General features: G+C 41.8%; 19 protein-coding genes. 10 read left to right on the forward strand and 9 right to left on the reverse strand.

The annotated features are described in order from the left end of the window. The first annotated feature begins 179 nt into the window (after positions 1–179). The 5 genes from KP803_RS17785 (at position 180) to KP803_RS17805 (ending at position 5,072) form a co-directional block, all read left to right on the forward strand. Complete coding sequence (locus KP803_RS17785) at positions 180–854, forward strand: helix-turn-helix transcriptional regulator (RefSeq protein WP_248010209.1); 675 nt, start codon at positions 180–182, stop codon at positions 852–854. A gap of 25 nt (positions 855–879) precedes the next feature. Beyond that, entirely contained in the window at positions 880–1,263 is a 384-nt protein-coding gene (locus KP803_RS17790) for a RidA family protein (protein ID WP_248010210.1), read from the forward strand. 24 nt (positions 1,264–1,287) lie between these two features. Then, positions 1,288–2,697: a cation:dicarboxylate symporter family transporter gene (locus KP803_RS17795; protein WP_248010211.1), complete on the forward strand. Its 1,410-nt coding sequence runs from the start codon at positions 1,288–1,290 to the stop codon at positions 2,695–2,697. A gap of 67 nt (positions 2,698–2,764) precedes the next feature. Next, complete coding sequence (locus KP803_RS17800) at positions 2,765–4,087, forward strand: CoA-disulfide reductase (protein ID WP_248010212.1); 1,323 nt, start codon at positions 2,765–2,767, stop codon at positions 4,085–4,087. Between the two features lie 178 nt (positions 4,088–4,265). Then, complete coding sequence (locus KP803_RS17805) at positions 4,266–5,072, forward strand: MBL fold metallo-hydrolase (RefSeq protein ID WP_248010213.1); 807 nt, start codon at positions 4,266–4,268, stop codon at positions 5,070–5,072. A 94-nt stretch (positions 5,073–5,166) separates the two neighbouring features. On the opposite strand, the gene KP803_RS17810 is transcribed toward KP803_RS17805, so the two are convergent. Together KP803_RS17810 and KP803_RS17815 are read right to left on the reverse strand one after the other, a co-directional pair. Beyond that, positions 5,167–5,718 (reverse strand): DUF1415 domain-containing protein, encoded by a 552-nt coding sequence (locus KP803_RS17810; RefSeq protein WP_248010214.1) that lies wholly within the window; start codon positions 5,716–5,718, stop codon positions 5,167–5,169. A gap of 87 nt (positions 5,719–5,805) precedes the next feature. Then, positions 5,806–7,005, reverse strand: coding sequence for an MFS transporter (locus KP803_RS17815; protein ID WP_248010215.1), 1,200 nt, complete (start codon positions 7,003–7,005; stop codon positions 5,806–5,808). 129 nt (positions 7,006–7,134) lie between these two features. Here KP803_RS17815 and KP803_RS17820 point away from each other — a divergent pair, with 129 nt between their 5' ends. Next, the gene (locus KP803_RS17820; protein ID WP_248010216.1) at positions 7,135–8,004 is read left to right on the forward strand and encodes a LysR family transcriptional regulator; all 870 of its coding nucleotides are present in this window, start codon (positions 7,135–7,137) and stop codon (positions 8,002–8,004) included. Between the two features lie 18 nt (positions 8,005–8,022). Here KP803_RS17820 and KP803_RS17825 read toward each other — a convergent pair whose 3' ends face one another. Beyond that, positions 8,023–8,250 carry a glutaredoxin family protein gene (locus KP803_RS17825; protein ID WP_248010217.1) on the reverse strand — a complete coding sequence of 76 codons (228 nt, stop codon included), beginning with the start codon at positions 8,248–8,250 and terminating at the stop codon, positions 8,023–8,025. 181 nt (positions 8,251–8,431) lie between these two features. On the opposite strand from KP803_RS17825, the gene KP803_RS17830 reads away from it, so the two are divergent. Beyond that, on the forward strand, positions 8,432–8,932 hold the full coding sequence (locus KP803_RS17830; protein WP_248010218.1) for a YgjP-like metallopeptidase domain-containing protein: 501 nt from the start codon (positions 8,432–8,434) through the stop codon (positions 8,930–8,932). A 6-nt stretch (positions 8,933–8,938) separates the two neighbouring features. Continuing rightward, the gene (gene rlmF, locus KP803_RS17835; RefSeq protein ID WP_248010264.1) at positions 8,939–10,051 is read left to right on the forward strand and encodes a 23S rRNA (adenine(1618)-N(6))-methyltransferase RlmF; all 1,113 of its coding nucleotides are present in this window, start codon (positions 8,939–8,941) and stop codon (positions 10,049–10,051) included. A gap of 239 nt (positions 10,052–10,290) precedes the next feature. Here the strand turns inward: rlmF and pilW are convergent, their stop codons facing one another. Together pilW and metA are read right to left on the reverse strand one after the other, a co-directional pair. Further along, complete coding sequence (gene pilW, locus KP803_RS17840) at positions 10,291–11,004, reverse strand: type IV pilus biogenesis/stability protein PilW (RefSeq protein WP_248010265.1); 714 nt, start codon at positions 11,002–11,004, stop codon at positions 10,291–10,293. 198 nt (positions 11,005–11,202) lie between these two features. Next, entirely contained in the window at positions 11,203–12,144 is a 942-nt protein-coding gene (gene metA, locus KP803_RS17845) for a homoserine O-acetyltransferase MetA (protein ID WP_248010219.1), read from the reverse strand. 130 nt (positions 12,145–12,274) lie between these two features. Here metA and KP803_RS17850 point away from each other — a divergent pair, with 130 nt between their 5' ends. Further along, entirely contained in the window at positions 12,275–12,667 is a 393-nt protein-coding gene (locus KP803_RS17850) for an ATP-binding protein (protein ID WP_248010220.1), read from the forward strand. After that, a complete protein-coding gene (locus KP803_RS17855) occupies positions 12,646–13,068 on the forward strand; it encodes a DUF3859 domain-containing protein (protein WP_248010221.1) in 423 nt (140 codons plus the stop codon). Before KP803_RS17850 ends, KP803_RS17855 begins: the two co-directional genes overlap by 22 nt. 27 nt (positions 13,069–13,095) lie before the next feature. Here KP803_RS17855 and KP803_RS17860 read toward each other — a convergent pair whose 3' ends face one another. From KP803_RS17860 to KP803_RS17875, 4 genes are all read right to left on the reverse strand, one after another. After that, positions 13,096–14,613, reverse strand: coding sequence for an EAL domain-containing protein (locus KP803_RS17860; protein WP_248010222.1), 1,518 nt, complete (start codon positions 14,611–14,613; stop codon positions 13,096–13,098). 266 nt (positions 14,614–14,879) lie between these two features. Beyond that, positions 14,880–16,406, reverse strand: a complete 1,527-nt coding sequence (locus KP803_RS17865) for a tripartite tricarboxylate transporter permease (protein ID WP_248010223.1) — start codon at positions 16,404–16,406, stop codon at positions 14,880–14,882. 14 nt (positions 16,407–16,420) lie between these two features. Beyond that, entirely contained in the window at positions 16,421–16,918 is a 498-nt protein-coding gene (locus KP803_RS17870; protein WP_248010224.1) for a tripartite tricarboxylate transporter TctB family protein, read from the reverse strand. A 267-nt stretch (positions 16,919–17,185) separates the two neighbouring features. After that, entirely contained in the window at positions 17,186–18,157 is a 972-nt protein-coding gene (locus KP803_RS17875) for a tripartite tricarboxylate transporter substrate binding protein (protein WP_248010225.1), read from the reverse strand. Between the last annotated feature and the right edge of the window lie 111 nt (positions 18,158–18,268).

Raw genomic sequence — 18,268 nt, forward strand, 5'->3', positions numbered from 1 at the left:
ATTAGTGAGATCGCTATCAAATTACGTTTTAAAACAAGAGGGTGAAAGTTTGATTTGGCTCAATTTTTCGCTGAGATAACTATTGTTAAGGTTAAAAATAGTTTACTCAAATTTGTGTAATTACTACTTTATGGTTAATCTAGCCCCATAAGGTAAATTAATGTAAACGAGTGATTTAAATGCTTAAACAAGTGAAGTTTTCTCAACAAGACAGTGAGTCATTATCGAATTACTTTCGTCTTGCAGATACGATTGCTGATCTTATTGGCCCGCACTGTGAAGTGGTCATTCACTCGTTTGAAAGCTTTGAAGAGTCGGTTGTTAAAATCGTCAATGGACACCACACTGGACGCGCAATGGGTGCACCAATTACCGATCTTGGTTTGAAGATGTGGCGTGACTATGAAAACTCAGGCGTCGTATCTCCAAAAAGCTATTTTACAAATAGCTGTGATGGCTCATTGCTAAAGTCGACAACTTGTATATTGGCCGGTGCAGATAATAAAGCCATCGGTATGTTGTGTATCAACATGAACCTCTCTTTTCCATTCCCTGAAATCATTAAGACGTTAATGCCTGATGTTTCTGTTGCAACGACAATGGTTAATGAAAACTTCAGCACCAATGCAACAGATGTCATTGACCAAGCGTTAAGCAGTGTGATTGAAGAAGTTGACAATGATGACTCAGTTTCTAGTAAGGGCCGCAATAAAGCGATCACCAAGCGTCTATTTGATAACGGTGTTTTTGAGTTAAAGGAAACCACAACTCAGGTTTCAGAACGTTTGGGTATTACACGCCAAGCGGTCTACAAATATCTTCGTGAATTTAAATCAGAATTTTTAGTAAATTAATAATCAAAATATAGGTGTATCAATAATGAAGAAAATCATTAATACCAACGAAGCGCCAGCAGCTATCGGGCCGTACTCACAAGGCGCGACATTTGCTGACTTGGTATTTAGCTCTGGTCAACTGCCACTGGTTCCAGAAACGATGGAATTTGTTGAAGGTGGAATCACTGAACAGTCTCGTCAGTCGTTAGAAAATTTAAAAGCAGTATTAGAAGAGGGTGGTGCAGGCATTGATACTGTCATCAAGACTACTTGCTTCTTATCAGACATGGAAAACTTCGCTGCATTTAACGCAGTGTATTCAGATGTATTTGGAACGGAAAACGCACCAGCTCGCTCATGTGTAGAAGCTGCTCGTTTACCAAAAGACGCGTTGGTTGAAGTTGAAGCCATTGCTTATCGTAAGTAATCACAGGGTTGGTTGGAGTATCTTATGAGTATTACATTTATTGCACTTAGTATTATGTTCTTTGGCTTTTATGCCGTGCTATCTAAGTTCAAGAAACAGAAAAAAACGTTTAACTTCCGAGTGTTATCTGCATTAGTTGGAGGCTTATTATTCGGTGGTGTTATTCAGATTACACTCGGTTTTGGCAATGAAGCTGTAAATGGGTTTGCTGAGCTCATCTCAGTATTCGGTAAAGGCTACATCAAACTTCTACAAATGATTGTTATCCCGCTGGTCTTTGTGGCGATGATATCTTCAATCATGAACGTAGAAGGCGGTGGTGCACTGTCTCGTATCGCGCCTAAAGTTATCGGCGTTCTAATCGTAACGTGTGGTATTTCTGCATTAATTGGTGTTGCGGCAATCTACATCTTCGGCATCGATGCAAACGCATTGGTTAGCACGGTTGGTTCAAGCGCTGCTATGGACGCTCGTGGTGCAAACCTTGCTTCTACACAAGAGTCGATGGCGAACAATGGCCTTGCTAGCTTAGCGCTATCAATCATTCCATCGAACATCTTTGACATGCTGACGGGTTCTGAAAGAACGTCTACGCTATCTACTGTTCTGTTCGGTATGTTCCTTGGCTACTGTATCCTGCAAGTCAGAACTCGTCGCCCTGAAAAAGTACAAAGCTTTGTTGATTTCATCAATGCGGCAAAAGAAGTTGTACTGTCTATGGTTCGTGAAATCTTGAAGCTTACTCCATACGGTGTATTCGCTCTGATGACGACGTTCATGATGACAAATGACCTGTTTGCTCTTGCTGAAATGGGCCGCTTCCTTGTTGCAAGCTACGCTGCAATCTTTGTGATGTACGCTATCCACATCGGTATGGTTGCATTCACTGGTCTTTCTCCAATGCAGTTTGTTAAGAAGACATGGCCTGTACTGGTGTTCGGTTTCGGTTCTCGTTCAAGCATGGCGGCTATCCCGCTAAACGTTGAAACTCAAACTCAACGTATGGGTATCGATGAAGAAACAGCTAACATGTCGGCGACGTTTGGTACAAGTATCGGCCAAAACGGTTGTGCGGGTATCTACCCAGCAATGCTTGCTATCATGTCTGCTCAAGTTATGGGTATTCCGGTAGACTTCGCTTTCATCGCTCAACTGGTTGCGGTTATCGCTATCGCCTCTTTCGGTATCGCAGGTGTTGGTGGCGGTGCTACGTTCGCAGCAGTTGCAGTACTGACTATCATGGGCTTGGATATTACCGTTGTTGCAATCCTAGTATCGATTGAAGCACTGATTGACATGGCTCGTACAGCGCTTAACATCTCTGGCTCTATGCTATCGGGTGTTCTAACGGCTAAGAAGAATGGCACTATGGATGAAGAAGCATACAATGCTGAACATGCAAACCCATCTTCAGACAGCGAAGTCGTGGCTTAATCACTCGAACTATTTAATCTAGCTCCTTCGGGAGCTATTTTTGTTTACTATTTATAGGTAAGAAAAGATGACAACAGTAATCGTAGGTGGCAATGCCGCTGGTATGAGTTTCGCAGCAAAATACAAACGGAATCAACCAAGTGAAGAGATCATCGTTATCGAAAAACGTGACTACGTTTCGTTTGGTGGCTGTGGTTTGCCTTATTTCACAGCAGGCATGTTTGATGATACAGAGCGCCTTATTTCACGTACTCCAGAGCAGGCTATTGCGTCGGGTTTGGATTTGCGTTTGGACTCTCAAGTTATCGGTTTAGATAAAGCCAACAAGTCTGTTTCGATTAAAACCAGCCAAGAAGAATATCAACTCGCGTACGACAAACTGATCGTATGTACTGGTGCTCGTCCTATCTTACCTAACTTTGGTGAATACAACTCTGAGCACGTTTATACACTGACAAGCATGGAAGATGGCCTTGCCGTTAAAGAAGCATTCAAAAATAAAGAACTGAATAATGTTTGTATTATTGGTGCAGGCTTTATCGGCCTAGAAGTGTTTGATGCAGCAGAACACCTAAATAAAAACGTAACGATCATTGAGCGTGAAGCAACGGTAATGAGCCGTCAATTTAGCCCAGAAATGATTGATACGGTTGAAGCGGATATCCGCGAAAGTGGCGCTGACCTGAAATTAGGCTGTAGTGTAAAAAGCATCTCTGATGCTAAAGACGGTGGCTATGAGATTCAAACGGATGATGGCGTTGTAAAAGCTGACGTTGTTATCATGTCACTTGGTTTCAAGCCAAATACAGAAGCGTTTGATTTGCCGAAATATGACAATGGCGCGCTATTAACAAATGAATTTGGTCAAACTGAAGACGAATACATTTATGCGGTTGGTGATTGTGCAACAAGCTATCACATCGCCATGGATAAAATGGTGTATTTACCACTCGCGACAACAGCCAATAAGCAAGCCCGTATGATGGCGGATCACCTTGCAGGGAAAGACACGTACCTTGATGGTTTCTTAGGTTCGTCGTGTCTGAAAGTACTGGATCTGGAGTTGGCGTGTACGGGTATTTCTGAAGTGGTTGCGAAAGAGCATGGGATCGCATATAAGACGTCAATCATCAAAGATAAGAACCAAACCGATTACTGCCCTGGTCAAGAAGACATAAAGATTAAAGTGCTCTATCACCCTGAAACAAAAGTACTTTTAGGTGGTGAAATTATCGGTAAGAAAGGCGCTGTTAGTCGTATTAATGCACTAGCCGTTGCGATTACCGCTAAGATGACGACTCAACAACTAGGTTACTTAGATTTTGCTTACGCGCCTCCTTTTGCTCGAACGTGGGACGCACTGAATGTTGCAGGTAACGTAGCGAAATAAAGACGTTATCACCTTAGATATGAAATTAAACATGCCAGTCATCAACAATGACTGGCTTTTTTGATTGATAGCTTTATCAATTACTGACGATTTTCGCTTTGCAAACTACACTGATTAATACGATCTCTGTATCAGTTTAATCCATTATAAGTGTTAACGATTAGCGTTAGGGGGCGACATGGCCAAGCAGAAAGTACAGCATTTCTTTCATCCCATTTCAGGCACAATCAGCTACGTAGTATCCGACATTGCAACCAATGAAGCGATCATCATTGATCCTGTCGCAGACTATAATGAAGCCACGGGAGAGGTGACGTTTGAGTCTTCTCAGATGATTCTCCATTACGTCGAAAAGCATCAATTACACGTTACGGCAATTTTAGAAACACACATTCATGCGGATCATCTTACAGGTTCCTTCTTCTTACATGAAAAGCTTAACGCACCTATTCATGTGTCAGATGCTGTGAAAGAAGTGTACGCCACGTGGAAAGACGATTTGGCACTGAGTGAGATGTATGAGTTTGAAAATTATTTATTAGATCACGAGCACCTTGGCTTTGGAGAATCCGACTTAGAAGTCATTAATACACCGGGGCATACGCCTGCCGATTTGACCTATAAAGTAGGGGATGCCGTGTTTGTCGGTGATTCTTTGTTTCATCACGGTACAGGTCGAGCCGACTTCCCAGGAGGCAGCGCAAAACAAATGTTTCACTCGCTCACTAAGCTCTATGACATGGATGATGATACCAAGGTCTATCTATGTCATAACTACCCTAAAACGGCCGATGAATTGATTCATATGACAACGATTGGTGAAGAGAAACATGAGAACAGTTTTATAACGGAAGAGACGACGGAAGAGGAGTTTGTTTGTCATCGAGAAGAGAGAGATGAACAACTGGCGGAACCGAAATTAATTAACCCAGCGTTGGTGTACAACTTAACCTGCCAGTTACCTCAACCACAACAGATGCAGTAGCGTTTGCCAAGGACTTATAAAAAACCCGAACGCACGAAACGTTCGGGTTGATTTATCTAATTAGCGCGATTTCGATGCTTATACTATTAAGTAATTAGCTAAATAAATAAGGGAACAGTTTGTTTTTTTCTTCCTGAGTTAATGATTCAACTCTTGCGATATTAGTGTCAGGGATCGCTTCAGGGTTAGGGTAGTGTTTCAGCACCTTCTCCATGCTCTCTTCACGAATTAAGTGAATCGTTGGATATGGAGAGCGATTAGTTAAGTTCTCGGCGTCTTCTGGCTGTGTACCATGGAAATAATATTCTGGGTGGAAAGTCGCGACTTGATAAATGCCTTCATAGTCTTGCTGCTTTATTAGTCCATCAACCCAGTCTAGGAAGAAGTTGTAATCCATGAAGTCTTGAAGGACATCAGGGAAAACGACCAAGGTTGTTTCAAGCTCTTTAGGATCTTTGCTGTCGAGGATTTGAAACTCTTCAAGAATAAACTCTAGGAGTTGTTCTTCCGTTGTTGCTGGCGTCACTGCAATTTTGATCTGCTTATTTTTATTGGGTTTATGTGCAAAAGGGCAAAGGTTTAGGCCAATAATGGCATCTTCTAACCATTGCTGAGTTTGCTTTTCAGCTAATTCATATTTGTTCATGGGCATTACTTTCTTAATTGCTTCTTGCTTCATTTTCGCAACAGAATAGCAGAAAATGAAACGAAGACTACTCTAGATGTATGCCGTCTATGCTGGTTGAGCGGCAAGTTGTTTTTGTGTTCGTTGAAATAGAACAAAACAGAGCGCAAAGAGTAATAGATAGAGTGACATTCCACCTGTGACAACACTTGCCCATCCACCATGTTGCCAGCAGTAAATGAGGAAAAACCCGCCGAGGCTTCCTCCAATATAGTAATGAACAAGATATAACGCTGTTGCCGTTGCTTTGGCATGAAGCGCTTTTTGGCTAACCCAGGAGTAGGCCAGAGTATGAGTAAAGAAAGCGCCGAAACTGATCAAAATCAGCCCGACTAACATCATAGGGACGGTGTCTATTAACGCAATCCACATCCCAATCATACTAATGATAGAACCAGTAACCATTCCTGAGATAGGCTGTTTCGTTTGCGTCCACTTTCCGGTTAGTTTCGAGCTTAATGTTCCTGCTAAATAGCAGAGAAAAATAAGCGAAGACAAGCCAACGGGCAGATTGTGCGGCTCGCTGACCAAACGAAACCCCATTACCGAATATAAGTTAACAAATAATGCGAAATTAACACCACCGATAAGCATGGCAAACCAGATAGTTCGGTTCTTTATATGTTTAATAAGAGCGCGGTTGTGATGGAAAAAGAGCCCCCGTTGTGGGGTGAAATTCTCTTGCTTGGGTAAAATTGCACTGACAATCATCGCGCCAATTAAGGTCAGAATAGCTAAAATAGCAACGGCGTATTGCCAGCTGAAAAAATCGGTTAATGTGCCCCCAAGAACACGACCAAATATCCCGCCTAATGAATTAGCTGCAATGTAGCCACCTATTGCTCGCCCGAAGGCGGCAGGGTCAAGTTCTTCGACCATATAGGCAACGGCTACTGATGCAAATGCGGCGAGTGCGACGCCCATTAAGCCCCTTGCCATTAGAAGTAACCAGTAGCTGTCGCTGATGAGCATGAGTACGCCAATAATAGGCATGGAATAAAGCCCGATTAGCATCACTTTTCGCCTGCCTAAAGACTCAGAACATATTGCCCAAGGCACAAGAAACACAGACAAAGCGAAAGTGGAGGCAGCAAACACCCCGTTAACCTGAGTCTCGGAAACTGAAAAGTGCTCCGCCAATAATGGAAGAATTGGCTGAAAAATATATAAGTTACAAAAGACTAAGAATGAACCTAGCGCCAAGCTGAGTGTGATTTTTCGGTACTTTACGCTGCCAAATTCAACCATGAGAGTTCCTACAGACTAAACATCTTGGTAATAGAGATGAGTTGATGACTATGTGATCAAATTAGCAGTGAACTTGTGATTAATAAAATATATTAAAAATATCTAGTTAATATATAAAAGATATCGAAATTGGACTCGAGACAACTTAGGCATTTCGCAATGGTTGCCCAACACGGGCACTTTACCATGGCGGCAAAGGCGTTAAATATCGCTCAACCCGCTCTGAGCATTTCTATCAAAAAATTTGAGCAGCAACTAGGGGTGGTGCTATTTAAGCGTCAAGACCGAAAAGTAGAGCTCACCCACGAAGGGAAGGTATTACTCGAGCATGCAAAGCGTATTTTACAGCAGCTTGATGATGCCAAGCTCGCTATGGATGAATTGATTGGGCTGGATAAGGGAGAAGTACGATTGGGGGCGCCGAGTATGATGGGATCTTACTTTTTCCCTGAGATCTTAATGGCATTTAAATCACGTTACCCCAAATTAAAGCTCACGCTAGTCGATGCTGGAACTCAATCGATTAGAGATATGTTGCTAGCTGGAGAGCTTGATATTGGTGTGATCGTAAACAAAGACATTCCAAGTGAATTGGATGTAGACCATTTGATGATGGGGGAGATGGTGGCGGTTGTTTCTGAAGATCATTCATTAGCCCAAAATCAATCTATATCTTACCCTGAATTTTTTGAACATGAGCTGGTGATGTTCAAGCCCGGATACTTTCATCGAGACTTTATTGATAAGGTGTCACGAGATGGAGACTATGACCTTAAGTTCTCCTTTGAAACGAACTTAATACCTATGATACTCAATATCGTTAAACGAGAGTTTGCTATTTCTGCCTTGCTAAATTTGGTGACAAATCATGAGCCAGGCGTTGTCGGCATACCATTTGAAGAGCCAGTAAAAATGGATCTGGTATTGGCATGGAGAAAAGAGGGGTATCAATCGAAAGCCGATAAGACGTTTATCGACTTTGTTAAGCAGTATGTCTAGAGGAAATGAAAAGTCGATTTAGGCGTTGTACATCTTATCGAAGTTCTTTTGATTCCAACCTACCATTATTTGATCGCCGATTTTAAGTACAGGGATTGAACGTGCACCCATCGCTTGTAATTCTTTTCTGCCACGCTGCATTTTGGCGTTGGTTAAGCGGTACTTTAACCCCTTAGAGTCAAGATAGCGTTGTGCGTCTTTGCAATGAGGGCATTTGTCGGCAACATAAAGAACTAAACGTTTCATAATAGACTTCACTTATCTTGGTAATTAGGTTTCTGATACAAGTAATTTTCTTGCAGCGTTCACTTTGAGCGCGGATTTTAGCGGAAATTGCCGACAGAGAAAAGCACACTGACAAAATCAATGATCCACAAAGGCAATTCCGTTAAACTGAGCGCCATTAAACATCATCGTTATTTTACTTATGAACTCTTCACTTCGTTATGTTCAGGGCTACCCAGAGCATATAGTCTCTCAGATTGAACAACTGGTCTCATCAAATAAGCTGATCCCTTGGTTTGAATCTCGTTACCGTGAGAATCATGTCATCAAAAGTGAAAAAGCGTTATTTGATTATACGATGGCAATAAAAAATCGTTATATGAAAAAGACCGCGCCATTAAGTAAAGTCGTCTACGATAATAAAATCCACATCATTAATAATGCGCTTGGTTTACATACGTACGTACGTAAGGTTCATGGCAGTAAAATTAAATCGAAAAATGAAATACGTATCGCCAGTCTTTTTAAAAATGCACCGGAGCCCCTTCTTAGAATGTTGGTGGTACATGAACTCGCGCATATAAAAGAAAAGAATCATGATAAAGCGTTTTATCAGCTCTGCTGCCATATGGAGCCTGATTATCACCAACTGGAGTTGGATGCGCGGATGTTTATGATTTATCAAGAACTAAAAGATAACTAATTGAATATGAAACCAACTGATCCTAATAAGAAAGCCAGTAAAAAGGCCAGTAAATTTAAAGCGAAACCAACTAAAAGTAGTAAGCCTTCAAAAACTAACAAATCGTTGAAGAGTGACGCTTCATCTGACATAAAAGTACACGCTATCGCGACAACATCGGGTCTACATAAACGTAATAAGCATCATGGCCGTTATGATTTTGATTCTCTAATCTCTGCATTACCTTCACTTGAGCCAAGCGTAATCTTGAACCCACGTGGTGAGAAGAGCATTGATTTTTCAAATCCAATTTCCGTTAAAAGGCTCAATAAAGCGTTATTGGCGCACCACTACAACGTGATTGAGTGGGATATCCCTGAAGGCTACCTTTGTCCACCCATTCCGGGACGTGCAGATTATATCCACCGAGCTGCAGAATTGTTGAGCAACGAGAGTAAAACAGTTAAGCACTCACTGGTCCGCACGCTAGATATTGGCGTTGGCGCGAACTGTATTTACCCAATTATTGGCGCAACGGATTATGGCTGGCAGTACGTGGGTAGTGATGTTGACTCAGTATCGGTTGATAATGCCAATAATATTGCGAGAAAGAATCGCCACTTGAGCCTTAAAGTTGAGTGCCGACTACAGACGAATAGTCACTCCTTCTTTGACAATATCATTCAGCCAGGAGAGTTCTACGATCTCACAACGTGTAACCCGCCTTTTCACAAGTCACAACAAGAAGCAGAGCAAGGCACACAAAGAAAAATCAAGAACTTGAATGCGAATAAGGTAAAGAAAGGGACATTTAAGTCAGAAGATCTCAGTAGTAAACCGACGAAGTCGACACTGAATTTTGGTGGTCAAAAAGCGGAACTTTGGTGCCCTGGTGGTGAAGCTGAATTTATTAAAAACATGGCGATTGAAAGTAAACAGTACGCTGAGCAGGTCTTATGGTTTACGACGTTAATTTCTAAGAAAGAGAACGTACAGTGGATACAAAAGACGTTAGAAAAGATTGGCGCTCTTGAGATGAAAACCGTTGAGATGAGCCAGGGGCAAAAGATCAGCCGCTTTGTTGCTTGGACATTCAAGAGTGAAGCTCAACGTAAACAGTGGCTGAAATTAAAAAGCTAATCACAATGTAAATGAGAGGAGTTATGGATATTGAAATTTATATGCCGTGTAACCCCGATTGGTTTTGTGACGGTTTGATGGCTTCGTTTGGCGTCGTCGCCGTACTAGGTTTACTCATTTTTGTGGGCGTTTTGTATCGGGAGCATCAGAAGATGAATGCGCCCAATAAACGAAATAGACGGAACAAAAAAGAGTAGCTTTAGCAAGCGAATCAATTTGATTGTTGTAATGAGACTTAGCTACAACAATTTCTCCAGCTGATGTTGGTATTTGTCTCTTATAGCTGGATTTCCAGCCTTAGTTTCGAGTTCGACAAGTAGTGAAAGAGAAGCTTGCTGTAGCCCATAGCTTTGATGAAATCTCATCAATCGAATTCTCGCTTCGGTAAACTCATGATCCTCAATTTCAATTTTCGCTAGCTGAAGTGTTGAGCGAACACGATTAGGATCATGATCAAGTGTTCTCTTAAAGTAGCCTTTAGCTTTGACCGTATCACCAGACTTGAGTGCACACAGAGCGGCATTTTCATAACTTCCGGAAATAAGGTAATAGTAGGGTTGTTTGATAGCGCGGTTGAAGAGTTCATCAGCATGTTTGAACTCTCCTTGTTTGCATAGGAAAGTCCCATAGTTATTAAGAACATTTCCATTGTTGGGTTGCTGGCGGAGTGCTTTCTTGTAGAGGTTATCTGCTGACTTTACTTCCCCAACGGTATCATAGTAATGCGCCATGCTAAGCTGAGAACGGTAGTAATTGGGCGCATGCTTTAGTGCCTTTTCAAAGTTTTCACGCGCTTTCATCATATTACCTTGTTCAAGGTAGCCAAGACCTAATGTCACTCTTGTTTCTGCCATTTCGACAGATGTTGCAGTAGCGGCTGGTGGTCCTCCCTCGGTCACTGTTATACAACCAATAAGAGACAGAAGTGAAATACTAGGAAGTATGGTTTTCATTATCAAATTCATGAGTGCTCCTTAATCAGCAAGCTCATGATATTCTGATTGCATATGTAATTAGTTGAATTTAAAAAACAATGCGACCTACCTAACAATCATAAAATAACGGCCACAAGAGGTGACCGTTTTTTGTATGTATTACTAACTAAGTTATTAATAACTAGCTGTTATTAACTAAGGTATATGACAGGCTTACTAATCATCTTTAGTGAAATGATCTTCACTAAAGTGGTCAAGATCATACGGAGTTTGTTGGTAAACGCAGTAGTTTAGCCAGTTTGAAAAGAGAAGGTGCCCATGACTACGCCAGCTGGCACAAGGCTTATTATCTGCATTGTTATTTGGGTAGTAATTAATTGGTATCGCTGGCTCCATGCCTTCTCCGAGATCTCGAATGTACTCATTGTGAAGAGTATGAGCATCGTATTCAGGGTGACCCGTTACGAAGACATTTCGCTTATCTTTGGTTGAGGCTAAATACACGCCCGCGATGTCTGATGTTGCGAGAATATCGAGATCAGTATGCTCTTCTAAAAACTCGGAAGAGAAGTCAGCAAAGCGAGAGTGGGGCGCTAAGAATGTATCATCAAAGCCACGAAGAATAGGGTGGAATGGATGATGAATCTCATGATGATAAACACCCGACAGCTTTTCTTTACGCGTTCTCTTTGGTAAATCATAAAGCAGTTTTAAACCTGCTTGAGCGGCCCAGCACACATAGAGTGTTGATGTAACGTGGCTCTTTGCCCAGTTCATGATAGTTTTTAGATGATCCCAATAGATGACATCTTCAAATTGAACCAGACCTAAAGGCGCACCTGTGATGATGAGGCCATCGAAGTTGCGGTTCTTTACCATCTCAAATTGGCGGTAAAAGTTATCGAGGTGCTCAGTAGGTGTATTCTTGCTAGGGCGATCATCAATACGCAGTAGCTCTACATCCACTTGAAGGGGGCTATTTGATAGCAAACGTAAAAACTGAGTTTCCGTCTCAATTTTTTTAGGCATAAGATTTAGGATCAATACCTTGAGGGGACGGATCTCTTGGGTTGAGGCGCGAGATTCCGGCATGATGAAAATATTCTCTTCACGCAATACATCAGATGCTGGTAGTTGATCGGGGATCTTAATTGGCACAGCTTTTCTCCCTTAGCTATTATTTTAGACGTCTATACATCCAAACTTAGCGCAATCGGAATGAGATGTCGATAGCAAAATGAATCTTAATTGCGTTACTATTCATCCTCAATAGTATTAGGCCCTAACTATGACACAAACACTTACGCTCATCCGAGGGCTCCCTGGCTCGGGGAAGTCAACGCTCGCTCGCTCCATGGAAGCGACTCATTTTGAAGCCGATATGTTCTTTATTAATGAAAACGGTGACTATCGATATGACGCTGCTTTAATCTCAAAAGCGCACGAGTGGTGCTTTAGCGAAGTTGAAAATGCGATTTTGAGAGGCGAAGATGTTGTCGTATCCAATACGTTTGTACGTCGCTGGGAAATTAAGCCTTATAGTCAGTTAGCAAAAAAGTATCACATTACTTTTGATGTTAAAGAGTGTTGTGGGACATTCCAAAACATCCATGGTGTTGACAATAAAACCATTAATATTATGAAAAAACGGTGGCAACAATGGCAAAACGATCGCCAGTAATTGAAATGTCTTCATACGGTATCTATACCCAATGGGACTCGCGTTCTAAACACCTTCCCAAGATACAAGACTTTACAACCAATGTGTCGGCAGAGATTGATGTGGAGTTTGGCTTTATCGTTAATATCAAGAAAGCCAAGGGAGAGAAGTTTACATTCTGTATTGATCACCCTGGGATTCTGAGTAAAAAAGGTGAGCCTCTCGAACCATTTACTGGAGAAGAGTACATCAGCAGCAATGACTATGACTTTTATTTAGGTGATACCATCTGGGACCCAATTGAAGATAAACTGGGTAAGTGGCGTATGACTATCGAACTAAATGGCCGAGTTATTGCTGATAAAACGTTCAATTTAGTCGCTAAAGATGAGCAGCAATTTTGGAAGCATCGAGGTTTCTAGCGTAATGAGTCTAAACCTAGTGCCAATTTATACTAGGTTTTGATTACTCAGCATTAAGCGCTTTAGTTTAGCGAGTGGCAGAGGCTTATAGTAGTAATATCCTTGTAAAACAGAGACATTTTTGTCGACCAAATAATTGACCTGATGCTCTGTTTCTACACCTTCAGCGACGATGGTGACGCCTAAACGATGACCTAAATCGATGATTGTATTAAGAACTGGCGCGCTAACCGACTCCACACCAATATTATCAATAAAGCACTTATCTATTTTTAAATAATCAAAATTGATCGTTTGTAGAACCGATAGCGAGGTATGGCCGGTTCCAAAATCATCGATGGAGATTTTGACACCCTTTGTTCTTAAACGCTTAATTGTTTCTCTTCCAGTTTCATCAAGCATCTGCCTCTCCGTCACTTCTATCGTTAAGATATACCCGACCGCAAGAAAGCCTTCACGGTACGTATCGAGCACATCTATACAGTTTTGTTGATGCAGGTAGTTCGGGGGAACATTAATACCCAAATGAATATGAGTGCTGCTTGGTATTTGCGACAGATCATTGAGTGCCGCGTTAATAACATAATCCGTGAGTTGGTTGATTAAGTTTTGCTGTTCAGCCAATGGAATAAAGAGATCTGGGCGAATAAGTCCAAGTTTTGGATGGTTCCACCGAATAAGCGCTTCAATACCACCTATTGTTTCGTCTTCTGAATTTATTAATGGTTGATAACAAAGAAAAAACTCCTGTCGGGTAAGTCCCCTTCTTAGGTCGTCTACGAGGGTAGAGCGCCTTTGGAAGCGTCTAACGGACAAAAATATAATGTAGGAACTCAAGATCGATATTGCTAAGGAGCGCAAAAACGAAACGATAATGTTGTTTGTCACATAAGCCGGTTGAGTTTCAACTAAAACGCTAAAGTTATAGTTATTTGAATGACTGAAGGCGTGTGTTCTATTTGAAATAAAATCACTGTCATATGGGTATATTTTATTTCCAAATTTTAGAGTAACTGTGCTCGATTGGCTGTTTGCAACAGTTGTATATTGTTCCAGCAAGTGTGCTGTATTCGTTATAGAAAAAATACCAGAGTGTTTGTCTCCAGTTACGCTATTTACAACAAATAGAGTGCGCTGAGAAGGGTCGTTATTTATATCGAAGAGATAGGCACCATCATTACTTCCTTCAGGAGGAATAAAAGAGCTAAGGTCAATCTTAATAATCCCCCGCTTAGATGAACAAATAGCGATGTCATCTTTTACGACAATTAACTCCCTTGATGTATTCTCAAACATCAAATTCTCTTGCATTTTGACGCAATCAATTGGGGTCGTTATCGCGGCGAGATTATCTGCCTCAAGGTTACTAACGGTCTGTTCTATTAGCTCGAGATAAGCTGCCGCGTTTTCGTGCATCTCATTTTGAATTGAATTCATCGTTACTATGGTAAAGGTCGATGAAATAAGAACAAATGGTAATAAAATTATGAGTGGTAGAGACTTAAAGGGATTCGGTATGGCGAGTGAAGAGTGATGTTGGGTCATAGCGCCGACTGTCTCGATATAAGAGGGAATAGCTTGGGTTAGAGTATAGTAAGAAAATTGACAGAAAATAATAGTAATTGCGAATTATCCTGACATGATTCTAACCTTCACTCTGAACTAGGATCACACTATTTGATGGGTGTATTAAATATGAGGCATTTTTGGTCGTTTAATTATCGCCCTTGAAAGTAATCAATATAAAACCAATTGATTATATTAAAGAAAGAAGCCAAAGAGGTTAAATACTCTTTGGCTTTGCTAGTAAATTATTGTTCGGCTTTCTTTGGCTGAACTCTTAATTTTTTGACCATTTTTAATAAAAGTGGGCTAAGTAAAACAAGAGCGGCCAGTACAGAAAAACTAAGAGTAATTGGTCGTTCCCATAGGAAGCTCAACTCACCATCACTGATCATTAATGCTCGGCGTAAGTTCTCTTCCATTAATCCACCTAATATGAAACCAAGTAATAACGGTGCTAAGGGGAAGTTAGCCAATCGTAACGCAATTGCCGCCATTGCGATGATAAGCATAATGAACACATCCATCGTATTAAACGAAACCAAATACACCCCTGTGATTGAGAAGAACAAAATCATTGGAAGAAGAACCGTCCTTGGTACTGCCAATAACTTTGAAATATAAGGAATCAGTGGAAGGTTTAGAATCACCAATACGATGTTACCAAAGTACATGGAAATAATGACCGACCAAAAGACATCTGGGTGATCAACAAACAAGCGTGGACCTGGTTGAATACCGTAAGAAATCAGTGCGCCTAGCATAATCGCCGTTGTACCAGAGCCTGGAATACCTAACGTTAGAAGTGGAACAAATGAACCGCTTGATGCCGCATTGTTCGCTGATTCAGGGGCTACTAAGCCTCGAATGCTTCCTTTACCAAACTCTTCTTTCTTGTCTTTAGGTGCTAAGCTGCGCTCCATACCGTAGCTTAGGAAGGCTGCAATTGTTGCACCTGCACCAGGTAGAACACCGGTGAAGAAGCCTAGAATAGAAGATCGAATTGAAACAGGAGCGACTTCCTTAACTTCTTCTTTTGTAATCTTCATGCTACCGATATCGGCCATGACTTGGTTTTCTTCCTTACTGGTGTCTTTCTGGGGTTTCAAGATACCCATTAAAGTTTCACCAAGAGCGAAGGTCGCCATTGCAAGAAGTAGGAAGCTGAAGCCATCCATTAGATCAGTTAGGCCAAAAGTAAATCGCTCAACACCAACCCCTTTATCAATACCTACTGTTGATAGCATTAAACCTAGGATAGTCATCATCCATGCTTTAACGACTTGACCCGGCCCTGCGAATGCAGCCACAGCTGACAAACCAAGAATCATGAGTGCAAAGTAATCAGATGATTGGAAGCTCAGTGACACACTGGCAAGGGCAGGCGCTGCGATCAACAGCATAATTGCAGACAATGTTCCGCCAGTAAACGAAGAGTATGCAGCTAATGCTAACGCTTTACCTGCTTGACCTTTTTGTGCCATCGGGTAGCCATCAAACGCTGTAACAACTGTTGATGAACAGCCAGGTGCATTGATTAATATTGATGATGTAGAGCCACCAAAAACAGCGCCGTAGTAAACACCCGCCATTAGAATAAGGCCTGAAGAAGGGTCTAAACCGTAGGTAATTGGGATCATCAGAGCAATGGCTGAAATTGGTCCAAGACCTGGTAGCATTCCTATAAATGTACCTACGAAACAACCAACAACCACCATCATGATGTTCATTGGCATAACCGCGGTAGAGAGTCCTTGTAAAATTCCGTCTAACATAATGCGTATCCTAATTACCAGATGATGAAGAGAAGACCGGGCTCAAGATAAACATCAAGAGCTTGTGTAAGAAGTAGATAAAAGGCGATAACAAAAGGGAAAGAGGCGCCAAATAACACGGACTTCCGACGTTCTCCGAGCAAGTAAAACCCGGCAAGTAAAAAGAAACTGGTTGCCAGAACAAACCCTAAGTAGGTAAGTCCAACACCGTATAGAGCCATTAGGCACAAAAATCCGATGAGCAGCTTCCAATCAAAATCAGAAACAGCACCACTGTCTTTGTCTGTTTGTCCTGTAACTAGGAGGAGTAACGAAAGTCCAATACCAGCAAATGTGAGTAGAGTAGGTAATGTTCTAGCCGTGAAAGGTTCGTATTCGTCCCCGGGGAAAAGGGGGATGAGCGTACTTTGGTAGCCGTAAACAAGACAGACCAAAAGGAAAATAATCGCCCCGACTCTATCGCGACATAATAGGTTTTCTTTACTGAAAAAATTAGTTGGCGAATCCGACATATCCAACTCCATTTGCGTGAGGAAATAAAAGGCCGTATACGAGCGAGTTAATGAGTTGCTGTCAGCGAAACTGAGAACCTAAGCATTAACCAAAAAGTAAGCTGCTTGCTGCTAGTCAATTGGCTTACATGTTTAGCTACATAAACAAAAATGCATTAAACAAAGGAGTTTTGGGGTTAAACTCGTATACGGCAAAACTGGGTATTACGAAGGGCTACTGCTATTGCTGAAGCGTGTGTAGCCCTTATTAGAGTGTTGCTAAGTGTCTTACTTAAGGAAACCAAGCTCGCGCATTAGGTCGCCCATTTGCTTTTCTTGATCTTCTAGGAATGTGTAGAAGTCTTTGTCCGCTTTATAGTTGTCAATCCAACCATTTCGGTCACGAACCACTTCCCATTGCTCTGTTTTATACATCTTAGTTAGCGCTTTGTTCCATTCGTCGATTTTCTCTTGGCTAGCGCCAGGTGCAGCGAAGAAACCACGCCAGTTAGCGAAGACAGTTTCATTACCATACTCGACTAACGTTGGGATATCTGGCGCTGCAGAAAGACGTTCAGGTGCGGTGACTGCAATGATCTTAACTTGGCCCGTTTTAGACATTTCTAGTACTTCGCCTAAACCGGTTGATAGAAGCTGTGTTTCACCAGAAAGCAGTGCCGCCATCGCTTTTCCGCCTGCATCATAGGCAATGTAACGAACTTTCTTAGCGTCAAAACCTTCGCCTTTAAATGCGGCAGCGACAACGAGGTGATCCATACTACCGCGAGCAGAGCCACCAGCGATCTTAACTTTACGAGGGTTAGACTCGAACTCTTTAACCACGTCTTCCCACGTGTTGTATGGAGAATCTACTGAAGCAACGATAGCACCGTAGTCAGCGATAGTGGCAGCAACAGGTGTTAGGTCTCGGAAAGATTGTGGGAAAATACCCGTTAAAGAACGAACAACGATAGGGGTAGAGTTCACCATCAACGTGTCTTCTTGACGCTCGGCTGTTTCAATAAGGTGTGCAATTGCTTTACCACCGCCGCCACCAGACAGGTTTTGGAATGATACATTTTCAACAATGTCGGATTTAACCAGTACATCACCAGTACCACGAGCCGTCATATCCCAGCCTCCACCAGCACCACCAGGGATGATGAAGTGAATTTTTTCCAGATCAGCGGCCATCGCGCCAAAAGAGAATGAAGCTGCAATGATCGATGCTGCTAGTGTTGGTTTTAATACTTTAAACATGTTTCACGTTCCTTATGTAGGCGCACAAATCGAAATAGATAAGTGCTTATCGTTATGTTTTCTTCTACATCGTTAGGAGGAATAACAATGAAGATGTCATTGAGGTTACGT

The organism is Vibrio amylolyticus (assembly GCF_023145695.1).
GTDB lineage: Bacteria > Pseudomonadota > Gammaproteobacteria > Enterobacterales > Vibrionaceae > Vibrio > Vibrio amylolyticus.

Excerpts from the sequence above, each read along its gene's own strand:
- KP803_RS17785 (WP_248010209.1), top strand. The coding sequence starts at position 180 with ATGCTTAAACAAGTGAAGTTTTCTCAACAAGACAGTGAGTCATTATCG.
- KP803_RS17790 (WP_248010210.1), top strand. The coding sequence starts at position 880 with ATGAAGAAAATCATTAATACCAACGAAGCGCCAGCAGCTATCGGGCCG.
- KP803_RS17795 (WP_248010211.1), top strand. The coding sequence starts at position 1,288 with ATGAGTATTACATTTATTGCACTTAGTATTATGTTCTTTGGCTTTTAT.
- KP803_RS17800 (WP_248010212.1), top strand. The coding sequence starts at position 2,765 with ATGACAACAGTAATCGTAGGTGGCAATGCCGCTGGTATGAGTTTCGCA.
- KP803_RS17805 (WP_248010213.1), top strand. The coding sequence starts at position 4,266 with ATGGCCAAGCAGAAAGTACAGCATTTCTTTCATCCCATTTCAGGCACA.
- KP803_RS17810 (WP_248010214.1), bottom strand. The coding sequence starts at position 5,718 with ATGAACAAATATGAATTAGCTGAAAAGCAAACTCAGCAATGGTTAGAA.
- KP803_RS17815 (WP_248010215.1), bottom strand. The coding sequence starts at position 7,005 with ATGGTTGAATTTGGCAGCGTAAAGTACCGAAAAATCACACTCAGCTTG.
- KP803_RS17825 (WP_248010217.1), bottom strand. The coding sequence starts at position 8,250 with ATGAAACGTTTAGTTCTTTATGTTGCCGACAAATGCCCTCATTGCAAA.
- KP803_RS17830 (WP_248010218.1), top strand. The coding sequence starts at position 8,432 with ATGAACTCTTCACTTCGTTATGTTCAGGGCTACCCAGAGCATATAGTC.
- rlmF (WP_248010264.1), top strand. The coding sequence starts at position 8,939 with ATGAAACCAACTGATCCTAATAAGAAAGCCAGTAAAAAGGCCAGTAAA.
- pilW (WP_248010265.1), bottom strand. The coding sequence starts at position 11,004 with ATGAAAACCATACTTCCTAGTATTTCACTTCTGTCTCTTATTGGTTGT.
- KP803_RS17850 (WP_248010220.1), top strand. The coding sequence starts at position 12,275 with ATGACACAAACACTTACGCTCATCCGAGGGCTCCCTGGCTCGGGGAAG.
- KP803_RS17855 (WP_248010221.1), top strand. The coding sequence starts at position 12,646 with ATGGCAAAACGATCGCCAGTAATTGAAATGTCTTCATACGGTATCTAT.
- KP803_RS17860 (WP_248010222.1), bottom strand. The coding sequence starts at position 14,613 with ATGACCCAACATCACTCTTCACTCGCCATACCGAATCCCTTTAAGTCT.
- KP803_RS17865 (WP_248010223.1), bottom strand. The coding sequence starts at position 16,406 with ATGTTAGACGGAATTTTACAAGGACTCTCTACCGCGGTTATGCCAATG.
- KP803_RS17870 (WP_248010224.1), bottom strand. The coding sequence starts at position 16,918 with ATGTCGGATTCGCCAACTAATTTTTTCAGTAAAGAAAACCTATTATGT.
- KP803_RS17875 (WP_248010225.1), bottom strand. The coding sequence starts at position 18,157 with ATGTTTAAAGTATTAAAACCAACACTAGCAGCATCGATCATTGCAGCT.